The 18,053-nt window shown below is 67.2% G+C and carries 19 protein-coding genes, 1 tRNA gene and 1 other RNA gene; 11 read left to right on the top strand and 10 right to left on the bottom strand.

The window, feature by feature from the left end; all coding sequences use genetic code 11:
* Positions 1-11: 11 nt before the first annotated feature.
* Entirely contained in the window at positions 12-1,643 is a 1,632-nt protein-coding gene (locus tag ACFQ4E_RS00670; RefSeq protein WP_386800987.1) for a long-chain fatty acid--CoA ligase, read from the bottom strand.
* A 101-nt stretch (positions 1,644-1,744) separates the two neighbouring features.
* Between ACFQ4E_RS00670 and ACFQ4E_RS00665 the strand changes: the two genes are divergently transcribed.
* Positions 1,745-2,761, top strand: a complete 1,017-nt coding sequence (locus ACFQ4E_RS00665; RefSeq protein ID WP_386800986.1) for an NADP-dependent oxidoreductase — start codon at positions 1,745-1,747, stop codon at positions 2,759-2,761.
* A 117-nt stretch (positions 2,762-2,878) separates the two neighbouring features.
* On the opposite strand, the gene ACFQ4E_RS00660 is transcribed toward ACFQ4E_RS00665, so the two are convergent.
* Together ACFQ4E_RS00660 and ACFQ4E_RS00655 are read right to left on the bottom strand one after the other, a co-directional pair.
* Positions 2,879-3,607 (bottom strand): SDR family oxidoreductase, encoded by a 729-nt coding sequence (locus ACFQ4E_RS00660; RefSeq protein WP_386800985.1) that lies wholly within the window; start codon positions 3,605-3,607, stop codon positions 2,879-2,881.
* On the bottom strand, positions 3,604-5,139 hold the full coding sequence (locus ACFQ4E_RS00655) for an ATP-dependent DNA helicase (protein ID WP_386800984.1): 1,536 nt from the start codon (positions 5,137-5,139) through the stop codon (positions 3,604-3,606). The genes ACFQ4E_RS00660 and ACFQ4E_RS00655 overlap by 4 nt, the downstream gene beginning before the upstream one ends.
* A 186-nt stretch (positions 5,140-5,325) precedes the next feature.
* Here ACFQ4E_RS00655 and ACFQ4E_RS00650 point away from each other — a divergent pair, with 186 nt between their 5' ends.
* Positions 5,326-5,667 carry a hypothetical protein gene (locus ACFQ4E_RS00650; protein WP_386800983.1) on the top strand — a complete coding sequence of 114 codons (342 nt, stop codon included), beginning with the start codon at positions 5,326-5,328 and terminating at the stop codon, positions 5,665-5,667.
* 74 nt (positions 5,668-5,741) lie between these two features.
* Here ACFQ4E_RS00650 and ACFQ4E_RS00645 read toward each other — a convergent pair.
* A tRNA-His gene (locus ACFQ4E_RS00645) sits at positions 5,742-5,818 on the bottom strand.
* A gap of 54 nt (positions 5,819-5,872) precedes the next feature.
* Complete coding sequence (locus ACFQ4E_RS00640; protein WP_386800982.1) at positions 5,873-6,352, bottom strand: GNAT family N-acetyltransferase; 480 nt, start codon at positions 6,350-6,352, stop codon at positions 5,873-5,875.
* Positions 6,353-6,409: 57 nt separating this feature from the next.
* Between ACFQ4E_RS00640 and ACFQ4E_RS00635 the strand changes: the two genes are divergently transcribed.
* The gene (locus ACFQ4E_RS00635; RefSeq protein WP_386800981.1) at positions 6,410-6,610 is read left to right on the top strand and encodes a DUF6324 family protein; all 201 of its coding nucleotides are present in this window, start codon (positions 6,410-6,412) and stop codon (positions 6,608-6,610) included.
* A gap of 120 nt (positions 6,611-6,730) precedes the next feature.
* Here ACFQ4E_RS00635 and ACFQ4E_RS00630 read toward each other — a convergent pair whose 3' ends face one another.
* A complete protein-coding gene (locus tag ACFQ4E_RS00630) occupies positions 6,731-7,189 on the bottom strand; it encodes an MmcB family DNA repair protein (protein WP_386800980.1) in 459 nt (152 codons plus the stop codon).
* 117 nt (positions 7,190-7,306) lie between these two features.
* Between ACFQ4E_RS00630 and ACFQ4E_RS00625 the strand changes: the two genes are divergently transcribed.
* From ACFQ4E_RS00625 to ssrS, 3 genes are all read left to right on the top strand, one after another.
* A complete protein-coding gene (locus tag ACFQ4E_RS00625; protein ID WP_386800979.1) occupies positions 7,307-8,611 on the top strand; it encodes a hypothetical protein in 1,305 nt (434 codons plus the stop codon).
* Positions 8,608-9,345, top strand: a complete 738-nt coding sequence (locus ACFQ4E_RS00620; protein WP_386800978.1) for a COG3904 family protein — start codon at positions 8,608-8,610, stop codon at positions 9,343-9,345. Before ACFQ4E_RS00625 ends, ACFQ4E_RS00620 begins: the two co-directional genes overlap by 4 nt.
* A 53-nt stretch (positions 9,346-9,398) precedes the next feature.
* A non-coding RNA gene (gene ssrS, locus ACFQ4E_RS20620) (6S RNA) lies at positions 9,399-9,555 on the top strand.
* Between the two features lie 43 nt (positions 9,556-9,598).
* On the opposite strand, the gene ACFQ4E_RS00615 is transcribed toward ssrS, so the two are convergent.
* The 3 genes from ACFQ4E_RS00615 to ACFQ4E_RS00605 are packed head-to-tail and all read right to left on the bottom strand — an operon-like array spanning position 9,599 to position 11,909.
* The gene (locus ACFQ4E_RS00615) at positions 9,599-10,333 is read right to left on the bottom strand and encodes a lysophospholipid acyltransferase family protein (protein ID WP_386800977.1); all 735 of its coding nucleotides are present in this window, start codon (positions 10,331-10,333) and stop codon (positions 9,599-9,601) included.
* Positions 10,333-11,235 carry a cell division protein FtsX gene (locus tag ACFQ4E_RS00610; protein ID WP_386800976.1) on the bottom strand — a complete coding sequence of 301 codons (903 nt, stop codon included), beginning with the start codon at positions 11,233-11,235 and terminating at the stop codon, positions 10,333-10,335. The genes ACFQ4E_RS00615 and ACFQ4E_RS00610 overlap by 1 nt, the downstream gene beginning before the upstream one ends.
* The gene (locus ACFQ4E_RS00605) at positions 11,232-11,909 is read right to left on the bottom strand and encodes a cell division ATP-binding protein FtsE (protein WP_386800975.1); all 678 of its coding nucleotides are present in this window, start codon (positions 11,907-11,909) and stop codon (positions 11,232-11,234) included. Before ACFQ4E_RS00605 ends, ACFQ4E_RS00610 begins: the two co-directional genes overlap by 4 nt.
* Before the next feature lie 244 nt (positions 11,910-12,153).
* Here ACFQ4E_RS00605 and ACFQ4E_RS00600 point away from each other — a divergent pair, with 244 nt between their 5' ends.
* The 5 genes from ACFQ4E_RS00600 (at position 12,154) to ACFQ4E_RS00580 (ending at position 16,650) form a co-directional block, all read left to right on the top strand.
* Positions 12,154-13,005 carry a zinc-ribbon domain-containing protein gene (locus tag ACFQ4E_RS00600; RefSeq protein WP_386800974.1) on the top strand — a complete coding sequence of 284 codons (852 nt, stop codon included), beginning with the start codon at positions 12,154-12,156 and terminating at the stop codon, positions 13,003-13,005.
* Between the two features lie 71 nt (positions 13,006-13,076).
* Positions 13,077-13,415, top strand: coding sequence for an STAS domain-containing protein (locus ACFQ4E_RS00595; protein WP_386800973.1), 339 nt, complete (start codon positions 13,077-13,079; stop codon positions 13,413-13,415).
* A gap of 10 nt (positions 13,416-13,425) precedes the next feature.
* Entirely contained in the window at positions 13,426-13,914 is a 489-nt protein-coding gene (locus tag ACFQ4E_RS00590) for an ATP-binding protein (protein WP_386800972.1), read from the top strand.
* A gap of 455 nt (positions 13,915-14,369) precedes the next feature.
* Positions 14,370-15,944 carry a gamma-glutamyltransferase family protein gene (locus tag ACFQ4E_RS00585; RefSeq protein WP_386800971.1) on the top strand — a complete coding sequence of 525 codons (1,575 nt, stop codon included), beginning with the start codon at positions 14,370-14,372 and terminating at the stop codon, positions 15,942-15,944.
* 37 nt (positions 15,945-15,981) lie between these two features.
* Positions 15,982-16,650 carry a DUF805 domain-containing protein gene (locus ACFQ4E_RS00580; protein ID WP_386800970.1) on the top strand — a complete coding sequence of 223 codons (669 nt, stop codon included), beginning with the start codon at positions 15,982-15,984 and terminating at the stop codon, positions 16,648-16,650.
* Here ACFQ4E_RS00580 and ACFQ4E_RS00575 read toward each other — a convergent pair.
* A complete protein-coding gene (locus ACFQ4E_RS00575; RefSeq protein ID WP_386800969.1) occupies positions 16,640-18,010 on the bottom strand; it encodes a glutamate--cysteine ligase in 1,371 nt (456 codons plus the stop codon). The genes ACFQ4E_RS00580 and ACFQ4E_RS00575 overlap by 11 nt on opposite strands.
* Positions 18,011-18,053 lie beyond the last annotated feature (43 nt).

The raw sequence follows: 18,053 nt of genomic DNA, 5'->3' as shown, positions 1-18,053 counted from the left end.
TCTCCGTTCTGTCAGGCGTTGTCCGGCAGGGTGTAGTCGCCGAAGCGCTGGCGCAAGGTGAGTTTCGACACTTTGCCCGTGGCCGTCAGGGGCAGGTCGTCGACGATCTCCATCGCGTCCGGCAATTGCCATTTCGCATGGCTCTCGAGCAGCATCTCGCAGATCTCGTCGAACTCGGGCGGGGTGTCGCCCTTGGGGACGACGACGAGGAGCGGACGCTCCGTCCATTTCGGATGCGGCACCGAGATCACGGCGCAATTCGCCACCTTCGGATGCCCCATCACCACGTTCTCGAGGTCGATGGAGCTGATCCACTCGCCGCCCGACTTGATGAGGTCCTTGGCACGATCCTCGATCGTCACGAAGCCCAGAGGGTCGATCGAGGCCACGTCGCCGGTGCCGAACCAGCCGTCGGCATCGAGCGCCGCGTCCGTCGCTTCGGGGTTGTTGAAATAGCCGGACACCACGGTGTTGCCGCGCACGTAAAGCTCGCCCACGGCCTTTCCGTCATGCGGCAACCGCGCGCCGCTGTCGTCGACGATCTTCAGCTCCACACCGAACAGCCTCCGTCCCTGCTTGGACTTGAGGCGCATCTGCTCTTCGAAGGGCAGCTCCTTCATCGGCTGCGACAAGAGACCCTGGGTGCCGACGGGGCTCATCTCGGTCATGCCCCAGGCGTGGCACACCTCGACGCCGCTTTTCTCGAAGCCCTCGATCATCGATCGCGGTGCCGCCGAGCCGCCGACGACCACCTGCTTGAACCCTTCGGGATTGCGGCCCCGCGCGTCGATCTCGGCACGCAGGCCCAGCCAGACCGTGGGCACCCCCCAGGCCGAGGTCACGCCCTCGGCCTCCATCAGGTCGAAGAGCGACGCGCCATCCAGTTTCGCGCCCGGCATCACCATCGACGCCCCGGTCAGGGGCGCGGCATAGGGCAGACCCCAGGCATTGACGTGGAAGAGCGGCACCACCGGCAGGATGCGCCCGCCTTCGGTGAGCGATTTCGACAGCGCGATCGAAACGGTCATCGCGTGCAGGACCGTCGAGCGATGCGAGAAGAGCGCGCCCTTGGGGTTCCCGGTCGTGCCGGAGGTGTAGCAGAGCGCGGCGGCCGTCTCTTCGGGCAGGTCGGGCCAGTCGTAGCTGTCGGGCTGGCCGTCGAGCAGCTCTTCGTAGCAGAGAAGATCGAGCGCGCTTTCGGGCATATGGGCGCGGTCGGTCATCACGACGAGCTTCAGATCGCCGGGCAGGTTCTCGGCCAGCGCCTCGACCAGCGGCACGAAGGTCAGGTCGAGAAACAGAACCCGGTCCTCGGCATGGGTGATGATGTAGAGCATTTGCTCGGCCGACAGGCGGGGGTTGATCGTGTGGCACACCGCGCCGATCCCCGAGATCGCGTAATAGAGCTCGAAATGGCGATAGCCGTTCCAGGCCAGCGTCGCGACGCGGTCTCCGAAGCCGACACCGAGGCCCGCGAGCCCATGGGCAAGCTGGCCGACGCGGGCATAGGCCGCGGCGTAGGTTTCGCGGTGGATATCGCCCTCGGTGCGGACCGATACGATCTCGCCCCCGGGATGCGCCCCCGCGGCATAACGCAGAATCTCGATAATCGAGAGCGGCTGGATCATCATCTTGCCGTGCATCGGCTCCTCCCAAGCTTGCGATGTGCGACCTTGAGCCTACTCTGTGGGGCCAAGCGCCTATGGTGCAACCATCAATCAAGTTCCGAGCAAGGATTGACCCCATGTCTTCGACCTATCGCCGTATTGCCCTTGCCCGCCGCCCCTCCGGCGACCCTGTGCCCGAGGATTTCTCGCTCGAGAGCGGCCCGATGCCGGAGCCGGGCGAGGGCGAGGTGCTGATCGAGGTCACCCATCTGTCGCTCGATCCCTACATGCGCGGCCGGATGGATGACGCGAAAAGCTATGCCGAACCGGTTGCCATTGGCGGCACCATGACCGGCCAGGGCGTCGGGCGCGTTCTGCGCTCCCGGGCCGAAGACGTGCCCGAAGGCGCCCTGGCGACCGGCATCACCGGCTGGGCCAGTCACGCGGTCCTGCGCGGCAAGGATGTCCGGGTTCTCGACGAGGGCACGCCGCCGTCCTCGGTGTTGGGTGTCCTCGGGATGCCGGGTTTCACCGGGTGGCAGGGCCTGCGCGAATACGGACGCCCAAAGCGCGGCGAGACGCTGGTGGTGGCCGCCGCGACCGGTCCGGTGGGCTCGATGGTCGGGCAATTGGCGCGCGCGCAGGGGCTGAGGACAATCGCCATCGCGGGTGGCGAAGAGAAGTGCCGGATCGCGCGCGAGACCTTCGGCTTCGACGCCGCGATCGACCACCGAGCGCATGAGGATGCGGGAAGCCTGCGCGCCGCCATCGCCGACGCCGCCCCGGACGGGATCGACGTCTACTGGGAGAATGTCGGCGGGCGCGTGCTGGAGGCGGTTCTGCCGCTGATGAACACGCATGGACGCATCCCGCTGTGCGGCGCGGTCGCCTGGTACGGCGCCACGCCCGGCGACACCGATCACCTGCCGCGCGCCTGGCGGGCGATCCTGACCAAGCGGCTGTCGGTCAACGGTCTCATCATCTTCGACCATTGGCATCACTATCCCGAGTTCCTGAAAGAGGTCGGCCCGAAGGTCGCGGCCGGAGAGATCGCCTATATCGAGGACGTGGCCGAGGGGCTCGAGGCGGCGCCCGAGGCGTTCATCTCGATGCTGAAAGGCGGCAATACCGGCAAGCAGATCGTGGCGCTCTGAGCGGAGACCGCTCCAGATTTTTAACTAAAAATCTGGAGCCCCTCATCTGGAACCCAGCGCGGGCCGCGCCGGTCTCTCCCGCGCCTCGATGCACATTCTTAATTAAGAATGTGCGGCTCATCCGCGCCCGATATAGGGCATCGTCGTCGCCATCACGGTCATGAACTGGACATTGGCCTCGGGCGGCATGTCCGCCATCAGCCGCACCGCGTTCACCGCGTCCGCCACATCCATCGTCGGCGGCTCCGGCAGTCCTTTTTCGCGATTGGCGTCGATGATGCCCTGCAGAAGGTCGGTGCGCGCATTGCCGATATCGATCTGCCCGCAAGCGATGCCCAAGGCGCGCCCATCGAGGCTGAGCGTCCGCGTCAACCCGGTGACCGCGTGCTTGGTCGCGGTGTAGGACACCGATCCCTCGCGCGGCACATGGGCCGAGATCGAGCCGTTGTTGATGATCCGCCCGCCCTGCGGCGCCTGCCGCCGCATCCGGCCAAAGGCGGCGCGGGCGCAGAGAAACATGCCGGTCAGGTTGACCTCGACAACATGCCGCCACTCGGCCACGTCGATCTCGTCGATCGGGGCGGCGCTGCCGAAGAGCCCGGCATTGTTGAAAAGCACGTCGATGCGGCCCGCTTGGTCCACGAACCGGTCGAACGCCGCGTCGACCGCCTGCTCGTCGGTCACGTCGCCCGGCAGCACCACCGCGCGCTCATGACCCGCCGCCACCTCGGCCAGCGCCTCATCGCGCCGCGCCAGCAGGCCAACCGTCCAGCCGTCTTCCAGGAAACGGGTGGCGCAGGCGCGCCCGATCCCGGAGCTGGCCCCGGTGATGAGAATGGTCTTCATGCCTCCTCCTCCGCTTCCAGCGCCAAGGGCACGGCCGCGCCGCCGCGCGTCAGATCCGCGACCGACAAGGGCGCGGAGGGTTTCGACAGCCGGTTGCGCACCACCCAATGCAGCCGTCCGCTTGCCCGGGTGATCGCCACATAGGCCAGCCGTTTCCAGAGCGGCTGCCCCGCCTCGCTGCGTCCCATGCGCGCCGCCGCATAGAGATCCGGCGCGAAGACCTGCACCTCGTCCCATTGCGACCCTTGCGCCTTGTGGATCGTGACCGCCGCGCCATGCAGGAAGGTCGCTCCCATGCGCGCGGCGAAGGGGATGAAGGGCTCTTCCTCGTCCGGTTTCTCGATCTTCACGATCGAGGCCGCCGAGACCTGCGGCTCCATCGCGCCCATGACGTAAAGCCGCGAGAAGCCGGGCTTCCGCCCCGCCCCCAGATAGACGACCTGCGCGCCCTTGATCAGCCCGCGGGCCTCGAGGTCGAGCCGTTTCTTGCGGTGCTTGAGCGGCAATTCGATGCCGTCGCAGATCAGCGGCTCGCCTTCGAGAAGCTCGGTCTCGGGCGCGCCGTGCACCCGCCGGAAGGCGTTGATCAGGCGGATCCGCGTGGCGTTGCGCCAGACGAGCACCGGCGAGCGGGCCATCAGGTCGACCTCGACGCGCTGCCCCCAGATCACCCGGTCGTCGCGGCGCGCGGTGTCCTCGACCATGCGTTCGAACTCTTCGAAGCCGAGCCCCGGATCGGCCAACGCATGCGCGAGATCGAGGATCGGGTTGTCCGCCTCCTGCCGGTGGATGCGGCTCAGCTCCAGCTTCTGGCTGTCGGCGAGCCGGTCGAACACCATCGTGCCCGACTGGTTGACCGGGGCGAGCTGCGCGGGATCGCCGAAGAGAAGGAGGTTCGGGAAGATTTCGCGCAGATCCTCGTATTGCCGGTCGTCGAGCATCGAGGCTTCGTCCACGAAGCCGATATCGAGCGGCTCTTCGCGCCGCTTCCAGCCGGTGATGAAATCCGAGCCCCTGAGACCGGCCGCCGCCAGCGCGGCGGGCACCGATTTATGCCCCTGAAACGCGGTGAAGGCGCGGTCGAGAGCCTCGTCCGAGAGCCCCTCGATCTCGGGCTTCTCGCCCTGCCCGGTCAGCCACTCGGCGATCTTCTCGTATTCGGGGTCATAGACCGGCGTGTAGAGGATGCGGTGGATGGTCGTCGCGGGCACGCCGCGCATCCGCAGCACGCTCGCCGCCTTGTTCGTCGGCGCGAGGATCGCCAGCGTGCGCTTGTCGCGCCGCTTGCGGCTTTCATAATCGCCCGAGACGATCTCGACCCCCGCGGCATCGAGGGATTTGCAGAGCTCGGCCAGAAGCAGGGTCTTGCCGGAGCCGGCCTTGCCCATGACCGCCATGATCCGACCGCGCCCTTCCTTGGCGGGCAGGACCAGACCGTCCTCCAGATCGACCCCGGCCTCGCGCAGCATCTCGGCCACGCGATCATGCGCTTCGGCCTGGTCTTCGGAATATGTGACGGCGGGAAGGCTCATGCGCGCGACCCTATCCGCAGCCGTGATGCGCCGCCAGCGCGAAGCGTTCGGTCGACGATTGCATACATTTAACGCATTGAAATGACTGCATAACGGATATTCCGAAGCGGCGGTGGTCGTGGGCACGGAGGGGAGGCATGTTGCACTGCAGCATTAGACAAGACGCACAAGAACAGGACAGTGATCATGAAAGCCCTCCTCGCTTCCGCACTCACCCTCGCCGCATCGGTGGCCGCAGCCGACACCGTCACCCTGACCGAGCCGATGGCCGCAGCCTCCCTGCGCACCGGGCAGGTCGACATGGTGGTCTATTTCACCGAGGGTGACGCGGCCAAGACGGTCGTCGCCACCTATGTCACCGATGCCGAACCCGCCGCGCCCAAGCGCCTGATCCTGTCGCTGGCCGATGGCGATGCAACCCGCTTCGGCCTTCCGGGTCAGCACGGCCAGAGCTACAGCTTCGCCCGGACCGGCGATGTCGTCGAAATCGGCGGCACGCTGACCGCGACCGAGCTTGCGATGAACTGATCGCCGCGCACGCGACGCCAGTTTGCGCCCGTCGACCCTGTCGGCGGGCGTTTTCGTATGGGTCTGGGGAGAAATGGTACCGCCTCCCCGGCTCGAACGGGGGACCTCTAGATCCACAATCTAGCGCTCTAACCTACTGAGCTAAGGCGGCACGCCCGCGCGAGATAACGCCGCGGCTTTCGCATTGCAAGCCCCTTGCGCCGCCTCAAAGGCTCCGTTCCCAGTGCTGGACCACCATGCCCGCGCCGAAATGGTGAACCGGTTCCGACGAGACCAGGCGCCATCCGGCGCTCTGGTAGAGTCGACCTGCCGCGGTGTGGCTCTCATGGGTCCAAAGGAGCATGCGCGTGTAGCCCGCGCGCGACGCAAACGCCTCGGCCTGTCGGAGAAGGCGGTAGCCGAAGCCGCGCCCCCGCGCCGCGTCGGCCAGGTAGAAGAGCCGCAACTGCGCCGCGCCCGAGGCATGCTCGGCGACGAAGATCGTGCCGAGCCGCGTTCCCTCGTCCTCGAGAACGATGCCGGTCTCGCGCGGCTCGCGGCCACGGTCCAGAAAGCCCTGCGCCACCTCGCGCACCAGCGCGCCGAAACTGTCGTCGAACCCGTCGGATCGGGCATAGTGGACCTGGTGCTCGGCGACGAGCCAGTCCAGATCCTCGGGGGCAAAGGGGCGTTCGCGCGGGCTCATCGCTTGATTTCCCGGCATGGCGCAGCTACCTCCGGCGGCAGCGATCGAGGGAAGACTATGGGTATCAACGACGAACGCGATATCGAGGCGAACTTGCAAATCGGCCCGACCGACCAGGGCATGGTGCGTCTTTTCGTGGCCGCAGACGGGCTCGAGGTGCCGATGGATTTCTCACCCGAGGAAGCCGAGGAGATCGCCGAGGAGATCCGCGCCGCGGCCCAGGCGGCCCAGAAGATGGGCGCGCGCAAGAAGCGCTGAGACCGGCGGCGTTCGTCACGTGTGTGCGTCGAGGCGTCGCTCATCCCGGAGACCGTCTCAAAGGGCCATTCGTTTCGAGCGTGAGCTTGGCACGGCTTGGCGACCGGCGGAAGACGCCGCTTAGATCAGTGCCATCCCTGCGTCCGGGTCCCTCAGGGCCAGCAATCTGCGCGCCGCATGCGCCGCGAAGCGCCGCACCAGAGCATTGCGCCGCGCGCCCGAGAGCTTGTGTTCGGGTGCCATGCGCAGGATCTCGGCATCATAGGCGTCGCCGACGATGAGCCCCGTGCCTTCGGGCAGAAGATCGGTCGGAAACTCCTGGTCGACCGCCCAGAAATACCGGTCGCACCAGTCGAGATAGCCCTGCCACTTGCCGTCCGACATGAAGTCCGCGCGGCTAGATTTGCACTCGACCACCCAGATCTCGCCCTTGGGGCCGAGCGCCATGACGTCAACGCGCCGCCCGCGTTCCGGCACGAACTCCTCGATCACCGAGAATCCGTGTCCAAGCGCGAGATGACGGCATACGCCCCGCGCCAGAAGCTGGCCCGGCATCAGGAGTTGATCTTCGAGACTCATACCCCAAACATATGAACATTACGTGAACAAACGCAAGGATCACGTTTCCGGCAGCGCCGCTTCATTCCGCCTGCCGCCGCTTCTAATGTCTTCGCGACTCATCATTGGAGAGCCGGCATGACCGAAACACCTGCCCCGAACGAGGCCGGGCTGCGCAGCGCCCGCGAGCTCGAGACGCATGTCGGCTGGCTCGAAAGCATCACCGGCACGGCGCTCGGCGTCCTGTCGGTGGCCTCGGGCATCTACACGTATCTCGGCGTGTCCTCGCTTTTGGACGAGTCCGGCGCGCTCTCGGTCTTCGCCGCGATTGCCTATTCGGTCGCGGTGTCCGTCGGCATCTTCGTCTTCTGGTCCTACCTGATGCGCCTCATGCCCGCGGTCCGCACGCGGCAGGCGCGGATGGGTCTTCTCGGTGCGATGGGGCTCGGGTCGCTGGCCATCGTCGCGATGTCGTCCTGGCTGAACGCCGCCGCGCTCGCGGGCTCCGCCGCGGTCGAGCAGCATCTCGCGCGCACCGTGCAGGACTACCAGCAGAGCCTCGAACGCGCGCATGAGGTGACGCTCTCGGCGCAGGCGCTCGGGCGCGACGTGGCGCGCACGCGGCAGAGCTTCGAGGACCTCTCGGAACAGGAAGCCGCCGGGTCCTTGTCGGGTCTCGCCGGGCGGGGCGCCGTCTTCCGCGTGCTGAGACAGAAATCCGAGGAGCTCGCGGCGCTTGAACGCCTGATCGCCAGCCAGGACGTGCCGGTGGCCGAGGCCTTTGCCGAGGGCAATGCCATCCTGTCCCGCATGCGGGCCCTGACCGTCGAACGCGGTCCGGTCGAGGCTCGGTCGGTCGCCTTCTCCGAGGCCGCGGTCGAGCTGCAGGGCCGGATCACGCAGCTCCGCCAGCTTTCCGTCGCGCCGCTCGTGGACCGTGCGGCCGCCGATCTGGCCGCCTCGGTCGTGCTCCCGGAACTCGATGGTGCGACCGAGGCGACACGTTCGGACCAGGCGGCGACGATCACCTCGGTTCTGGACGTGCTCGCCGCCCGCGCCGCGACGCTGGAACGCGCCGCCGAAGAGGTGCTGGCGGAAGCGCCGGGGACCGAGGTGACCTACACGCCGATTTCCTCGGCCGATGCGGTGATCCTCTATGCGCGGAACTTCGTGCCGAGCTGGGCGGGCGCGATTGCCATCGACCTCCTGCCCGCCGTGCTCGTCCTGATCCTGATGGTCACGCAGGCCGCGATCCGGCAGGGGCGCGAAGGGCGGCGGGTCGAGGACAGCCTGACGCTGGCGGAGTTGCGGGCCGCGGTGACCGCGCTCCGCGAGGTCGAAGAGACCATGCCGCAGGCCGAACCCCAGGGAGAGCCTAAAATCGGTCCGCACCCGGCCGGCAAGGTCAAACCCTTCACCCCGCAAAGCGGCTCGGGCGCATGAGAGCGCCCGGCGTCTCGACGGCCCTGACCGCGGCGCTCGTGCTGCAGGTCGCGATCGGAGCGGCCCTGGTCGTGGGCGATCTGGGCAGCGCGGGGCTGTCGGTGCCGCGGCTCGGCCCCTCCGCCCCGGCGCTGACCCAACCGATCCTGCCCGGCGACCAGCGTCGGCGCTTCGATCCCGACGCGCCGCGCCCCTCGACCGGACCCGCGCGGGACGGACCGCCCCTGCCCTCGCGGCTGACGCTCACCCGCGAGACCGACGAGATATGGCGGCTGGCGGGCGAGATCACCGTGGGCGACGGCGAGCGGCTCTCCGAGGAACTCGCGCGCATGGAGCGCCTCCCCGAACGGCTGCGCCTCGACAGCCCCGGCGGGTCGGTGGCCGACGCGCTGGCGCTCGGCCGCTACCTGCGCTCGGAAGGGATCGCGACAGAGGTCGGCGCAGGAGCGATCTGCTTCTCCTCCTGCCCCTACCTCTTCGCGGGAGGCCTCGATCGGAGCGCGGAGGGGCAACTGGGGGTCCATCAGCATTATTTCGGCCAATCGACGATCCTCCCCGCCTTCATGGCGGTCGAGGAGATCCAGCGCGGTCAGTCCGAGGTAATGGGCTACCTGATCGAGATGGGGATCGACCCCGAGGTCATGCGCCACGCGCTCGCGACACCGCCGTCGGAGCTCTACATGCTGCTGCCGGATGAGTTGGAACGCTACGGCTTCGTCGCCGCCCCGGAATAATCCGCGCCCCGCCCCTTGCCGAACCGCGTGGCACGTCTTAGCTCCGGCTGAGGCGGGTTCTGCCCTTCTCGTGACATGGTTGCATTCCGGTGGCCTTAAGCAATTCCGAGGGAGTTGGCTCTGTCCGGGCCCTGGTCCGGTTACCTGACGCCCACCTGTATAAACAGGTCCTCGGGAATGAGATAACCCCACGGTTGGCGTGGTTCCCGCCACAGTTCCCCGCCTGACGCATCTGCGCCCAGGCGCGGGCCCCTCAGGGCTCCTTCTGGAAGCCCGCTTCCTCAACAAGCCTGTCCGATGCCGTCTCTATCTCGCTTTCGAGCCGCGCGAGGAACGTCTCGCGCCCAAGCCCGGCCGGGATGCGGGGGAGAAACTCGACCACCGCGGTACCCGGGGTCAGGTAGAGACCGCGGCGCGGCCAGAAGACACCGGCATTGGTCGCCACCGGAACGCAGTCCTGTCCGAGCTGCGCATAGAGCACGGCGGTGCCGACCTTGTAGGGCATCTCCTTGCCCGGAGCGACGCGGGTGCCTTGCGGGTAGATGACCAGCTGCCCGGGCTCGATGCGCCCGCGCTCGACATCCTGGATCATCTTCTGGATCGCCTTGCCGCGCTTGCCGCGATCCACGGGCACGCAGCCGATCCGCATCGTGTACTGACCGAAGATCGGGATCCACATGAGCTCGCGCTTCATGATGAACTTGCCCGCGGGGATCTCGCGGAAGATCATGACGATGTCGAGGAAGCTCTGGTGCTTGGCGGCGATCAGCACCTCGTCGGTCGGCGGGGTGCCGCGGCTCTCGGTCTTGATGCCCACAATCCATCCCAGAAGCCAGCAGCTGAAACGCGCGTAGAAGCGGCAGGCTGCATGCGCGCCTTTCGGCGAGGCGAGCGCCCAGGGGAAGAAGACCACGCCGGTGATCGGGATCATCGCGTAGATGATGATGAGATAGAGCAGCGACCGCAGCCACTGGATCGCGTAGCGCATCAGGCAAGTTCCTCCAGAACCCGTTTCGCGGCGAGACGCGTGGCCAGATAAGCCACCGCCGCCGCGAGAAGCGGCACCGCCAGCGGCCAGAGAACGTCCCAGCCCCGGAACCCGATCCCGGTCAGCACGCCGCCCGCATCCCCGGTATCGGGCATGAGCCAGACCGCCACAACCCCGGTGAGGGTGCCGAGCGCCGCGCCTCCGAGCGCCCGGCGGGTGAACCGCCGGGTGAACGCGCCCGCGATATAGGCGTCGGTGGCGCCGACAAGCCGCAGCACCGCGATGACCTGCGCATTGGCCGCAAGCGCCGCGCGCGCCGCCAGGGTCACCATCGCGGCGGTCACCGCGGCGATCAGCGCAAGCGCTGTCCAGCCGATGGCCCTCAGACCATCCGCCGCCGCCACGAGAGGCCGCCGCCAGCGGGAGTGGTCGTCGAGCACCGCACCCGGCACCTCGGCCTGAAGCCGCAGGCGCAGGCCCGCGCCGTCGTAGCCGTCGCCATCCTCGACCACCTCGATCAGTCTCGGGACCGGCAGGCGATCCAGCGGCAAATCCGGGCCGAACCACGGCTCGAGCAGCGTCTTCTGCTCGTCGAGATCAAGCGCGCGGGCGCTCGCGACGCCCGGCGTCACCGACAGGATGTCGAGCGCCGCGGCGACCTGGCGGTCCATCTCCTCGGCGGGGGCCGAGATCCGGAGCGTCGCGCTGCGCGCCAGCTCTGCGCTCCAGCGATCCGCGAGCCGCCCCGCCGCCAGCGAGAGCGCGAGCGAGAACACCGCGAGAAACGCCATGGCGGCGTTGGCGAAAAGTGTCAGCCAGACGGTAAAGCCGGTCGGCGGGACCACGCGATCCGCGCCGGGATCGCTTGTCAGGACCGAGAGGCGCTGGAGCACGGCCCTCACAGATCGGCCCCGGCCAATTGCACGCTGCGGTTCGAGATCCGCAGGACCCGCGCCTGAACCTGGCTCTTGGCGGCCCGGATCAGCGCCAGGTCATGCGTCGCGATCATCACCGTCTTTCCCATGCGGTTCAATTCTACCAGGAGCCGCAACAGCCGTTGCGACATCTCCCAGTCGACATTGCCGGTGGGCTCGTCCGCCAGGATCACGTCGGGCGACAGGATCACCGCCCGCGCCAGCGCCGCGCGCTGACGCTCCCCTCCCGACAATTCGGGCGGCAGGGCGCTTGCGCGTTCCGTCAGCCCGACCCAGGTCAGAAGCTCGGAGAGGTTCTCGAGCGCATCGGACGTGTCCTGCCCCGACACCGACAGCGGCAGCGCGACGTTCTCGGCGACATCGAGATGGTCGAGGAACTGGCAATCCTGGTGGACGACGCCGATCTGCCGGCGCATCGACGCGATCCCGTCGCGGTCGATCTCGTCGAGGTTCTGCCCGAAGAGTCTCACCAGCCCGCCCGTCGGGCGCAACGCGCCGTAGCAGAGCTTCAGAAGCGTGGTCTTTCCGGCCCCGGAGGGACCCGTCAGGAAGTGGAACGAGCCGCGCGGAAGCGTCAGGTCGATCTCGGAGAACAGGTCTCCGCCGCCATAACTATAGGCTACCTTTTCGAACTCGATCACGGCCCACACCTGCCCGGAGGGACCCAGCACGCCCCTGTTCACGATCGGCGCTGTTGTGCCCGAGCCGCGCGTTCGTTTCAATGCAGGCTCTCGCGGAATTGGACTTTTCCACAATGAATCTGCGCCCTATGCTCGATCCGGAACCGGCGCCGGGATGCAACAGGCGGCGCCGGACCGACGTGAAGGCCCGGTCAGCGGGCCCAGAACTGGGGCCCCGAAGGCGGGCGCGATCTGTGGGGAAGAGATGCGGCTGATCTGCCCGAATTGCACCGCGCAGTACGAGGTGCCCGTCGAGGTGATTCCCGAGGGCGGCCGCGACGTGCAATGCTCGAACTGCGGCCATACGTGGTTCCAGCCCCATCCAGACGACGACGCGCCGCTCGTGACCGAGGACACCGTCGCGGCGCCCGAGCCCAAGGATGAGGCCGGGGAGGACGACGAGATCGACCTCTTCGCCGATGACGAGTTCGAGGATGAGCCCGCCGAGGTTCAGACCGACCTGCCCGCCCAGCGCCGCCGCAGTCTCGACCCCGAATTGGCCGAGGTTCTGCGCGAAGAGGCCGAACGCGAGAGCCGCGCGCGCCGCTCCGAGGCCGAGGCTCTCGAAAGCCAGCCCGAGCTTGGCCTCATGCCGCCCGATTTCGACGAGGCCGAGCGGCGAAGCCGCCAGGCCCGGGAGCGGATGGCGCGCATCAAGGGTGAAGACGTCCCCGAGCCGAGGTCCGAGCCTCCCGCGCCCGCCGCCGAGGACAATGCCTCGCGGCGCGATCTCCTGCCGGATGTCGACCAGATCAACCAGACCCTCCGATCGGCGAACGAGCGCCCGGTCGAGACCGAAGAGGGCCGCGCGCCGGTGGTGCAGCGCCGCAAGAGCGGCGGGTTCGGCCGCGGGTTCCTGACGGTCCTTGTTCTGGCCGCGGCTCTGAGCGGGCTCTACGCGGCGGCGCCCAGCCTCACCGCCGCGGTTCCGGCGCTCGCCGACCCGCTGGCCGCCTATGTCGCGGCGATCGACGCGGCCCGGGTCTGGCTGGACGGGCAAGTGACGCAGCTTCTCGTCTCGATGGGGCAGATCGACCGCGCGCCACCGACCAACTGAGCCTGGTCACCTTCTGGTAAGGAATTGGATCTATCCTGATCCCGCCTTGAACTGCGCAAGGGGGAACCGGAATGGACCTCGACACCACCACACACGGGCAAACGCTGCTGATCACGGTCCGGAACGCCCGGATCGATTCGGCGTCGGCACTGGCGTTCAAGGACGGGATGCGCGCCGCGACCCAACAGGGACCGGAGCGGGTCCTCCTGGATCTCGGGGGGGTCGATTTCATCGATTCCAGCGGGCTCGGCGCGGTCGTCGCCTGTATGAAACAGCTCGATCCGGGACAACGTCTCGATCTCGTGGCGCTGACACCGACGGTCGCGAAGGTCTTCCAGCTGACCCGGATGAACACGCTCTTCGCGATACATCCCGACCTCGAAACGGCTTTGACTGCCAATGCCGCTTGAAGCGATCCAGATGTCCTCCTGCCCTTCGCGCACCACATCGCGCGGCAGAACGCGCCCGTTCCTCTGCCTGAGGCTCCCACCGGATGTCACCGAGGTCAGGAACGCGGTCCTCGCTGCCGAAGAGCGGCTCGGCCAGACCGATTGGCCCGCGCAGACATTGGGCCTTGTCGCCCTGGTGCTGGCGGAAGCGCTGAACAACGTGGTCGAGCATGCGCTCGCCGGACGCAGCGCCGGTCGCATTGACCTGTCGCTCTATTTCACCGACGCGCGGCTGCACTGCCGGATACGCGACGACGGCGCGCCGATGCCCGAGGGCGCGATTCCCGTCACCACCCGGCCCGACCTCACGCAAGAGACGCAGGACCTGCCCGAGGGCGGCTTCGGCTGGTTCCTGATCCGAGAACTCGCGGACGAGGTGGCGTACACGCGTCGCCGCGGCGAAAACCAGCTCGACATCCTGTTCGATCCTGCCCGGCTTACGGACCATATGTCGGACTGATCTGGTCAGCGGCGCAGCAAGCGGTCTCGCATTGTTCATGCGCTGCAAGCGACCGCTCAGGAAGAGAGGTCGGCGCGGGCATCCCCGAATCCGGTCTCTCAGGACTCGAGTTCCGACACGCGACGCATGAGTCCGCATCTCAGCAGCGAAAGCGCTTCCCCAGTGACGCATTGAGCCACGCCAGACCGAGCTACCGGGGACCAATCGTCACTCTTAATGCGAGCTTAAAGCGGAGCGGCCTGAAAAAGCCCATCGTCGTAATAAAGCCCAGATCGCGGCCAAATGCCGCCGGAAAGACCCGTCATACACGTTCTTGTAGCTGCATAAAGCTTCCCTCGGCACCGCGTCTAAACAGCCCCCACCCAGTACGCGGTGCCGAGGTTCCCCTCCCCCGGAATTTGACCTCGGCACACCAGCGCCTATCGTCGCTGCGACCAAGTCTCTCGGGGAACCTCATGCGCGATTTCCAGAAACCCGGCCGATCGGCTGTCTTCGCCACGAACGGCATGTGCGCGACGTCGCATCCGCTGGCGGCAAGCGTGGCCATCGACATTCTCAAAGCGGGCGGCAACGCCGTCGATGCCGCCATCGCGGGGGCGGTTCTCCTCGGGCTTTGCGAGCCGCAGATGACCGGGATCGGCGGGGATTGCTTCGCCCTCATCTCGCGGCCGGGCGAAGACATTGTCGCGCTGAACGGGTCCGGAAGGGCGCCCGCCTCTGCCTCCGCCGAGCGGCTGCGGGCGTCCGGTCACGACACCGTTCCGCTCTACAGCGCCGACGCGGTCACCATTCCCGGCGCCATCGACGCGTTCTGCACGCTGTCGGATCGCTGGGGAAAGCTCGGCCTCGCGGACAGCCTGGCACCCGCGATCCGCTACATGGACGAGGGCGTGCCGGTTGCGCCGCGCGTGGCCGCGGACTGGTCCGACCTGACCGAGATCCTTCAAGGCGACGGCAGACACCATTACCTGTCAAACGGGGCCGCCCCGAAGCTCGGCGACATCTTCCGCCTTCCCGGACAGGCCGAGGTGCTGCGCCGGATCGCGCGCGACGGTCGCGACGCGTTCTATTCCGGCGAGGTCGCCGAGGACATGATCGCCGCGCTCGCCGAGCTTGGCGGCGGTCACAGCGCCGAGGATTTAGCCGCGACCCGTTGCACCGACGGCCCGGCCATTTCCGGCACCTACGGCGGCAAAACGCTGTACGAGCATCCCCCCAATGGCCAGGGCGCCACGGCGATCCTGATGCTCAACATTCTCGCGCGGTTCGACTTGGGCGCGCTTGATCCCTGGGGCGCCGAGCGCGCGCATCTCGAGGTCGAGGCGTCGAAACTCGCCTATGACACCCGCAACCGCATCATCGCCGATCCGGACCATACCTCGCGGATCGAGCACATGCTGGCGCCGGAGACCGCCGACAGGCTGGCGGCCCTGATCGACCCGAATCGTGCCATGGCCGACCCCGCCGGAATTGCCGAGGCGGTGCATCGCGACACGATCTACATCACCGTGGTCGACCGCGACCGGCTGGCGGTATCGCTGATCTACTCGATCTTCCACGGCTTCGGCTCGGGCATCGCGTCGAAGAAATTCGGCATCCTGTTCCAGAATCGCGGCGCCGGGTTCTCTCTGGTCGACGGCCATCCGAACGAAATGGCCCCCGGCAAGCGCCCCATGCACACGATCATTCCGGCGATGCTGGGCGACGGCGATCAGGTCGAGATGCCGTTCGGCGTGATGGGCGGGGCCTATCAGCCGCACGGACATGCCCGCGTGGTGACGAATCTTCTGGACTACGGCCTCGATCCGCAGGCGGCGCTCGATGCACCACGGCTCTTCCCCGAGGCGGGCGAGCTGCGGCTCGAGCGCGGCTATTCGGAGGCGGTCGGCGCGGCATTGGCCGACAAGGGCCACAAGGTCGTGACGGCCCCGCAAGCCATCGGGGGCGCGCAGGCGATCCGCATCCATCCCTCCGGAGTTCTCGAAGGCGCGTCCGACCCGCGGAAGGATGGCTGCGCGCTCGGATACTAGGCGGCTTTGCGTCAAATCCGAGACAAAAGCAGCGTGAATGGCGTTTAGAAGCCGCGCATCAGCCCAAATTTGGCCGCGAGGGCTTAAGAAAGTGTTTCGAACACCCCAAGGGAGACGCTTCCAGATGTTCGGTCCGATTGCCTCGCTAGAATCCTATCTTTTCAACGCGGTAAACGTGACAGGCCGAATGAGCCGATCGGAATACTGGTGGTCCTTCCTGGAGCTTTTCGCGGTGACCCTCGGCGCGGTCGTCGCCGACGCCATCACGATTGCGGCGATCCTCGAGCGTGGCACCTGGCAGGACATCCAGATCACCGGCCTCTGGTCGCTCTACCTCGTCCCGCTGCAGCTCGCGCCGAATATCACCGCCATGATCCGTCGCCTTCACGACACCGGTCGCTCGGGCTTCTGGATGCTCGTGAGCTTCGTGCCCTTCGTCGGAATCATCTGGTTCTACGTGCTGCTCATGCTGCCGTCCGAGCCCGAAGACAACGGCTGGGGCCCTGTCCGCACGCCGCGAAAGCGCAACGCGAAGACCCGTGTCGTCAATGGCAAGAAGGTCGCGCATGATCCGCTCGCAGCCTATGCGCATCTGCTCCATATCGATGCGGAGCCGTCGCCGGAGGTGGTCGAGCGCCGGCGTGCGGAAATCAGCGAATACTACCAGTCGCGCATCCTGGGCGGCGGCGCGGCCGTCAGTAGCTGAACTCCGAGAAGATCTTCGACAACTCGCCGTTCCAGGCCCCGTTGTAGCGCTCCAACAGCTCGTCCGCAGGCACCTGGCCCGAGGCGACGCTGTCCTTGAGAGCGTTCAGGAAATGCGTCTCGTCCGGCAGGAGCCCCCCCGCGCCGGTGCGCGCCCGGGCGCGGAGGCCCGCTTCGGAGAGCGCGAGCACTTCCTTTGCCAGCGCGTGCATCTTGAGGCCACCGGCCTGCGCCGCGAGCCCGTCTACCGACGCGCGCACGCGCAGCGCCTCGCGGGTCTCGGCGCTCCAGTCCTTGACGAGATCCCAGGCCGCATCGAGTGCGCCCTGATCATACATCAGCCCGACCCAAAACGCCGGAAGCGCGCAGAGCCTGCGCCACGGGCCGCCATCGGCGCCGCGCATCTCGATGAACTTCTTGAGACGCGCCTCGGGGAAAATCGTAGTGAGGTGATCGGCCCAGTCGGACATGGTCGGCGTCTCGCCCGGCAGCGCAGGTAGCTGGCCCTTCAGGAAATCGCGGAAGGACTGTCCCAGCGCGTCGATATAACGGCCGTCGCGGTAGACGAAATACATCGGCACATCGAGCGCGTATTGCACCCAGGCCTCGAAGCCGAAATCCTCGTCGAAGACAAAGGGAATCATGCCGGTGCGCGCGGCATCGAGATCGCGCCAGACGCGGCTGCGCCAGCTTTTGTGTCCGTTGATCTCGCCCTCGAAGAACGGCGAATTGGCGAAAAGCGCGGTCGCGACCGGCTGCAGAGCCACGGCGACGCGCATCTTCTGCACCATGTCCGCCTCGCTCTCGAAGTCGAGATTGACCTGCACCGTGCAGGTGCGCCGCATCATAACCCGCCCCATCGTGCCCACCTTCTGCATGTAGGCATCCATGAGCTTGTAGCGGCCCTTGGGCATCAGCGGCATGTCGTCATGCTGCCAGATCGGCGCGGCACCGAGACCGATGAACCCGACATCTAAGGCATCGGCGATGTCGCGCACCTCGGCCAGATGCTGGTTCACCTCGTCGCAGGTCTGGTGGATCGTCTCGAGCGGCGCGCCGGAAAGCTCGAGCTGGCCGCCCGGCTCAAGCGAGATATTGGCGCCGTCCTTCTCGAGCCCGATCAGGTGACCGCCTTCCTCGACAGGCGACCAGCCATGCCGGTCGCGCAGGCCCTCGAGCACAGCCCGGATCGAGCGCTTGCCGTCATACGGCAGAGGCTCGAGCGTATCCTTGAGATAGCCGAATTTCTCGTGCTCGGTGCCGATGCGCCACTCGTCGCGCGGCTTGCAGCCCGCCGCGAGATATTCGGCCAACTGGCTTTCGTGCTCGATCGGCCCGCCGCCGGACTGAGGAATGGACATGGGCGCAGGCTCCCGATCTTCTTGGACACTCGATCAGTAACTG

The sequence above is a fragment of the Litorisediminicola beolgyonensis genome (assembly GCF_042679605.1).
Taxonomy (GTDB): domain Bacteria; phylum Pseudomonadota; class Alphaproteobacteria; order Rhodobacterales; family Rhodobacteraceae; genus Litorisediminicola; species Litorisediminicola beolgyonensis.
Note: the sequence above shows the minus strand (reverse complement) of the source record. Positions and strands in the feature narration are given on the sequence as shown.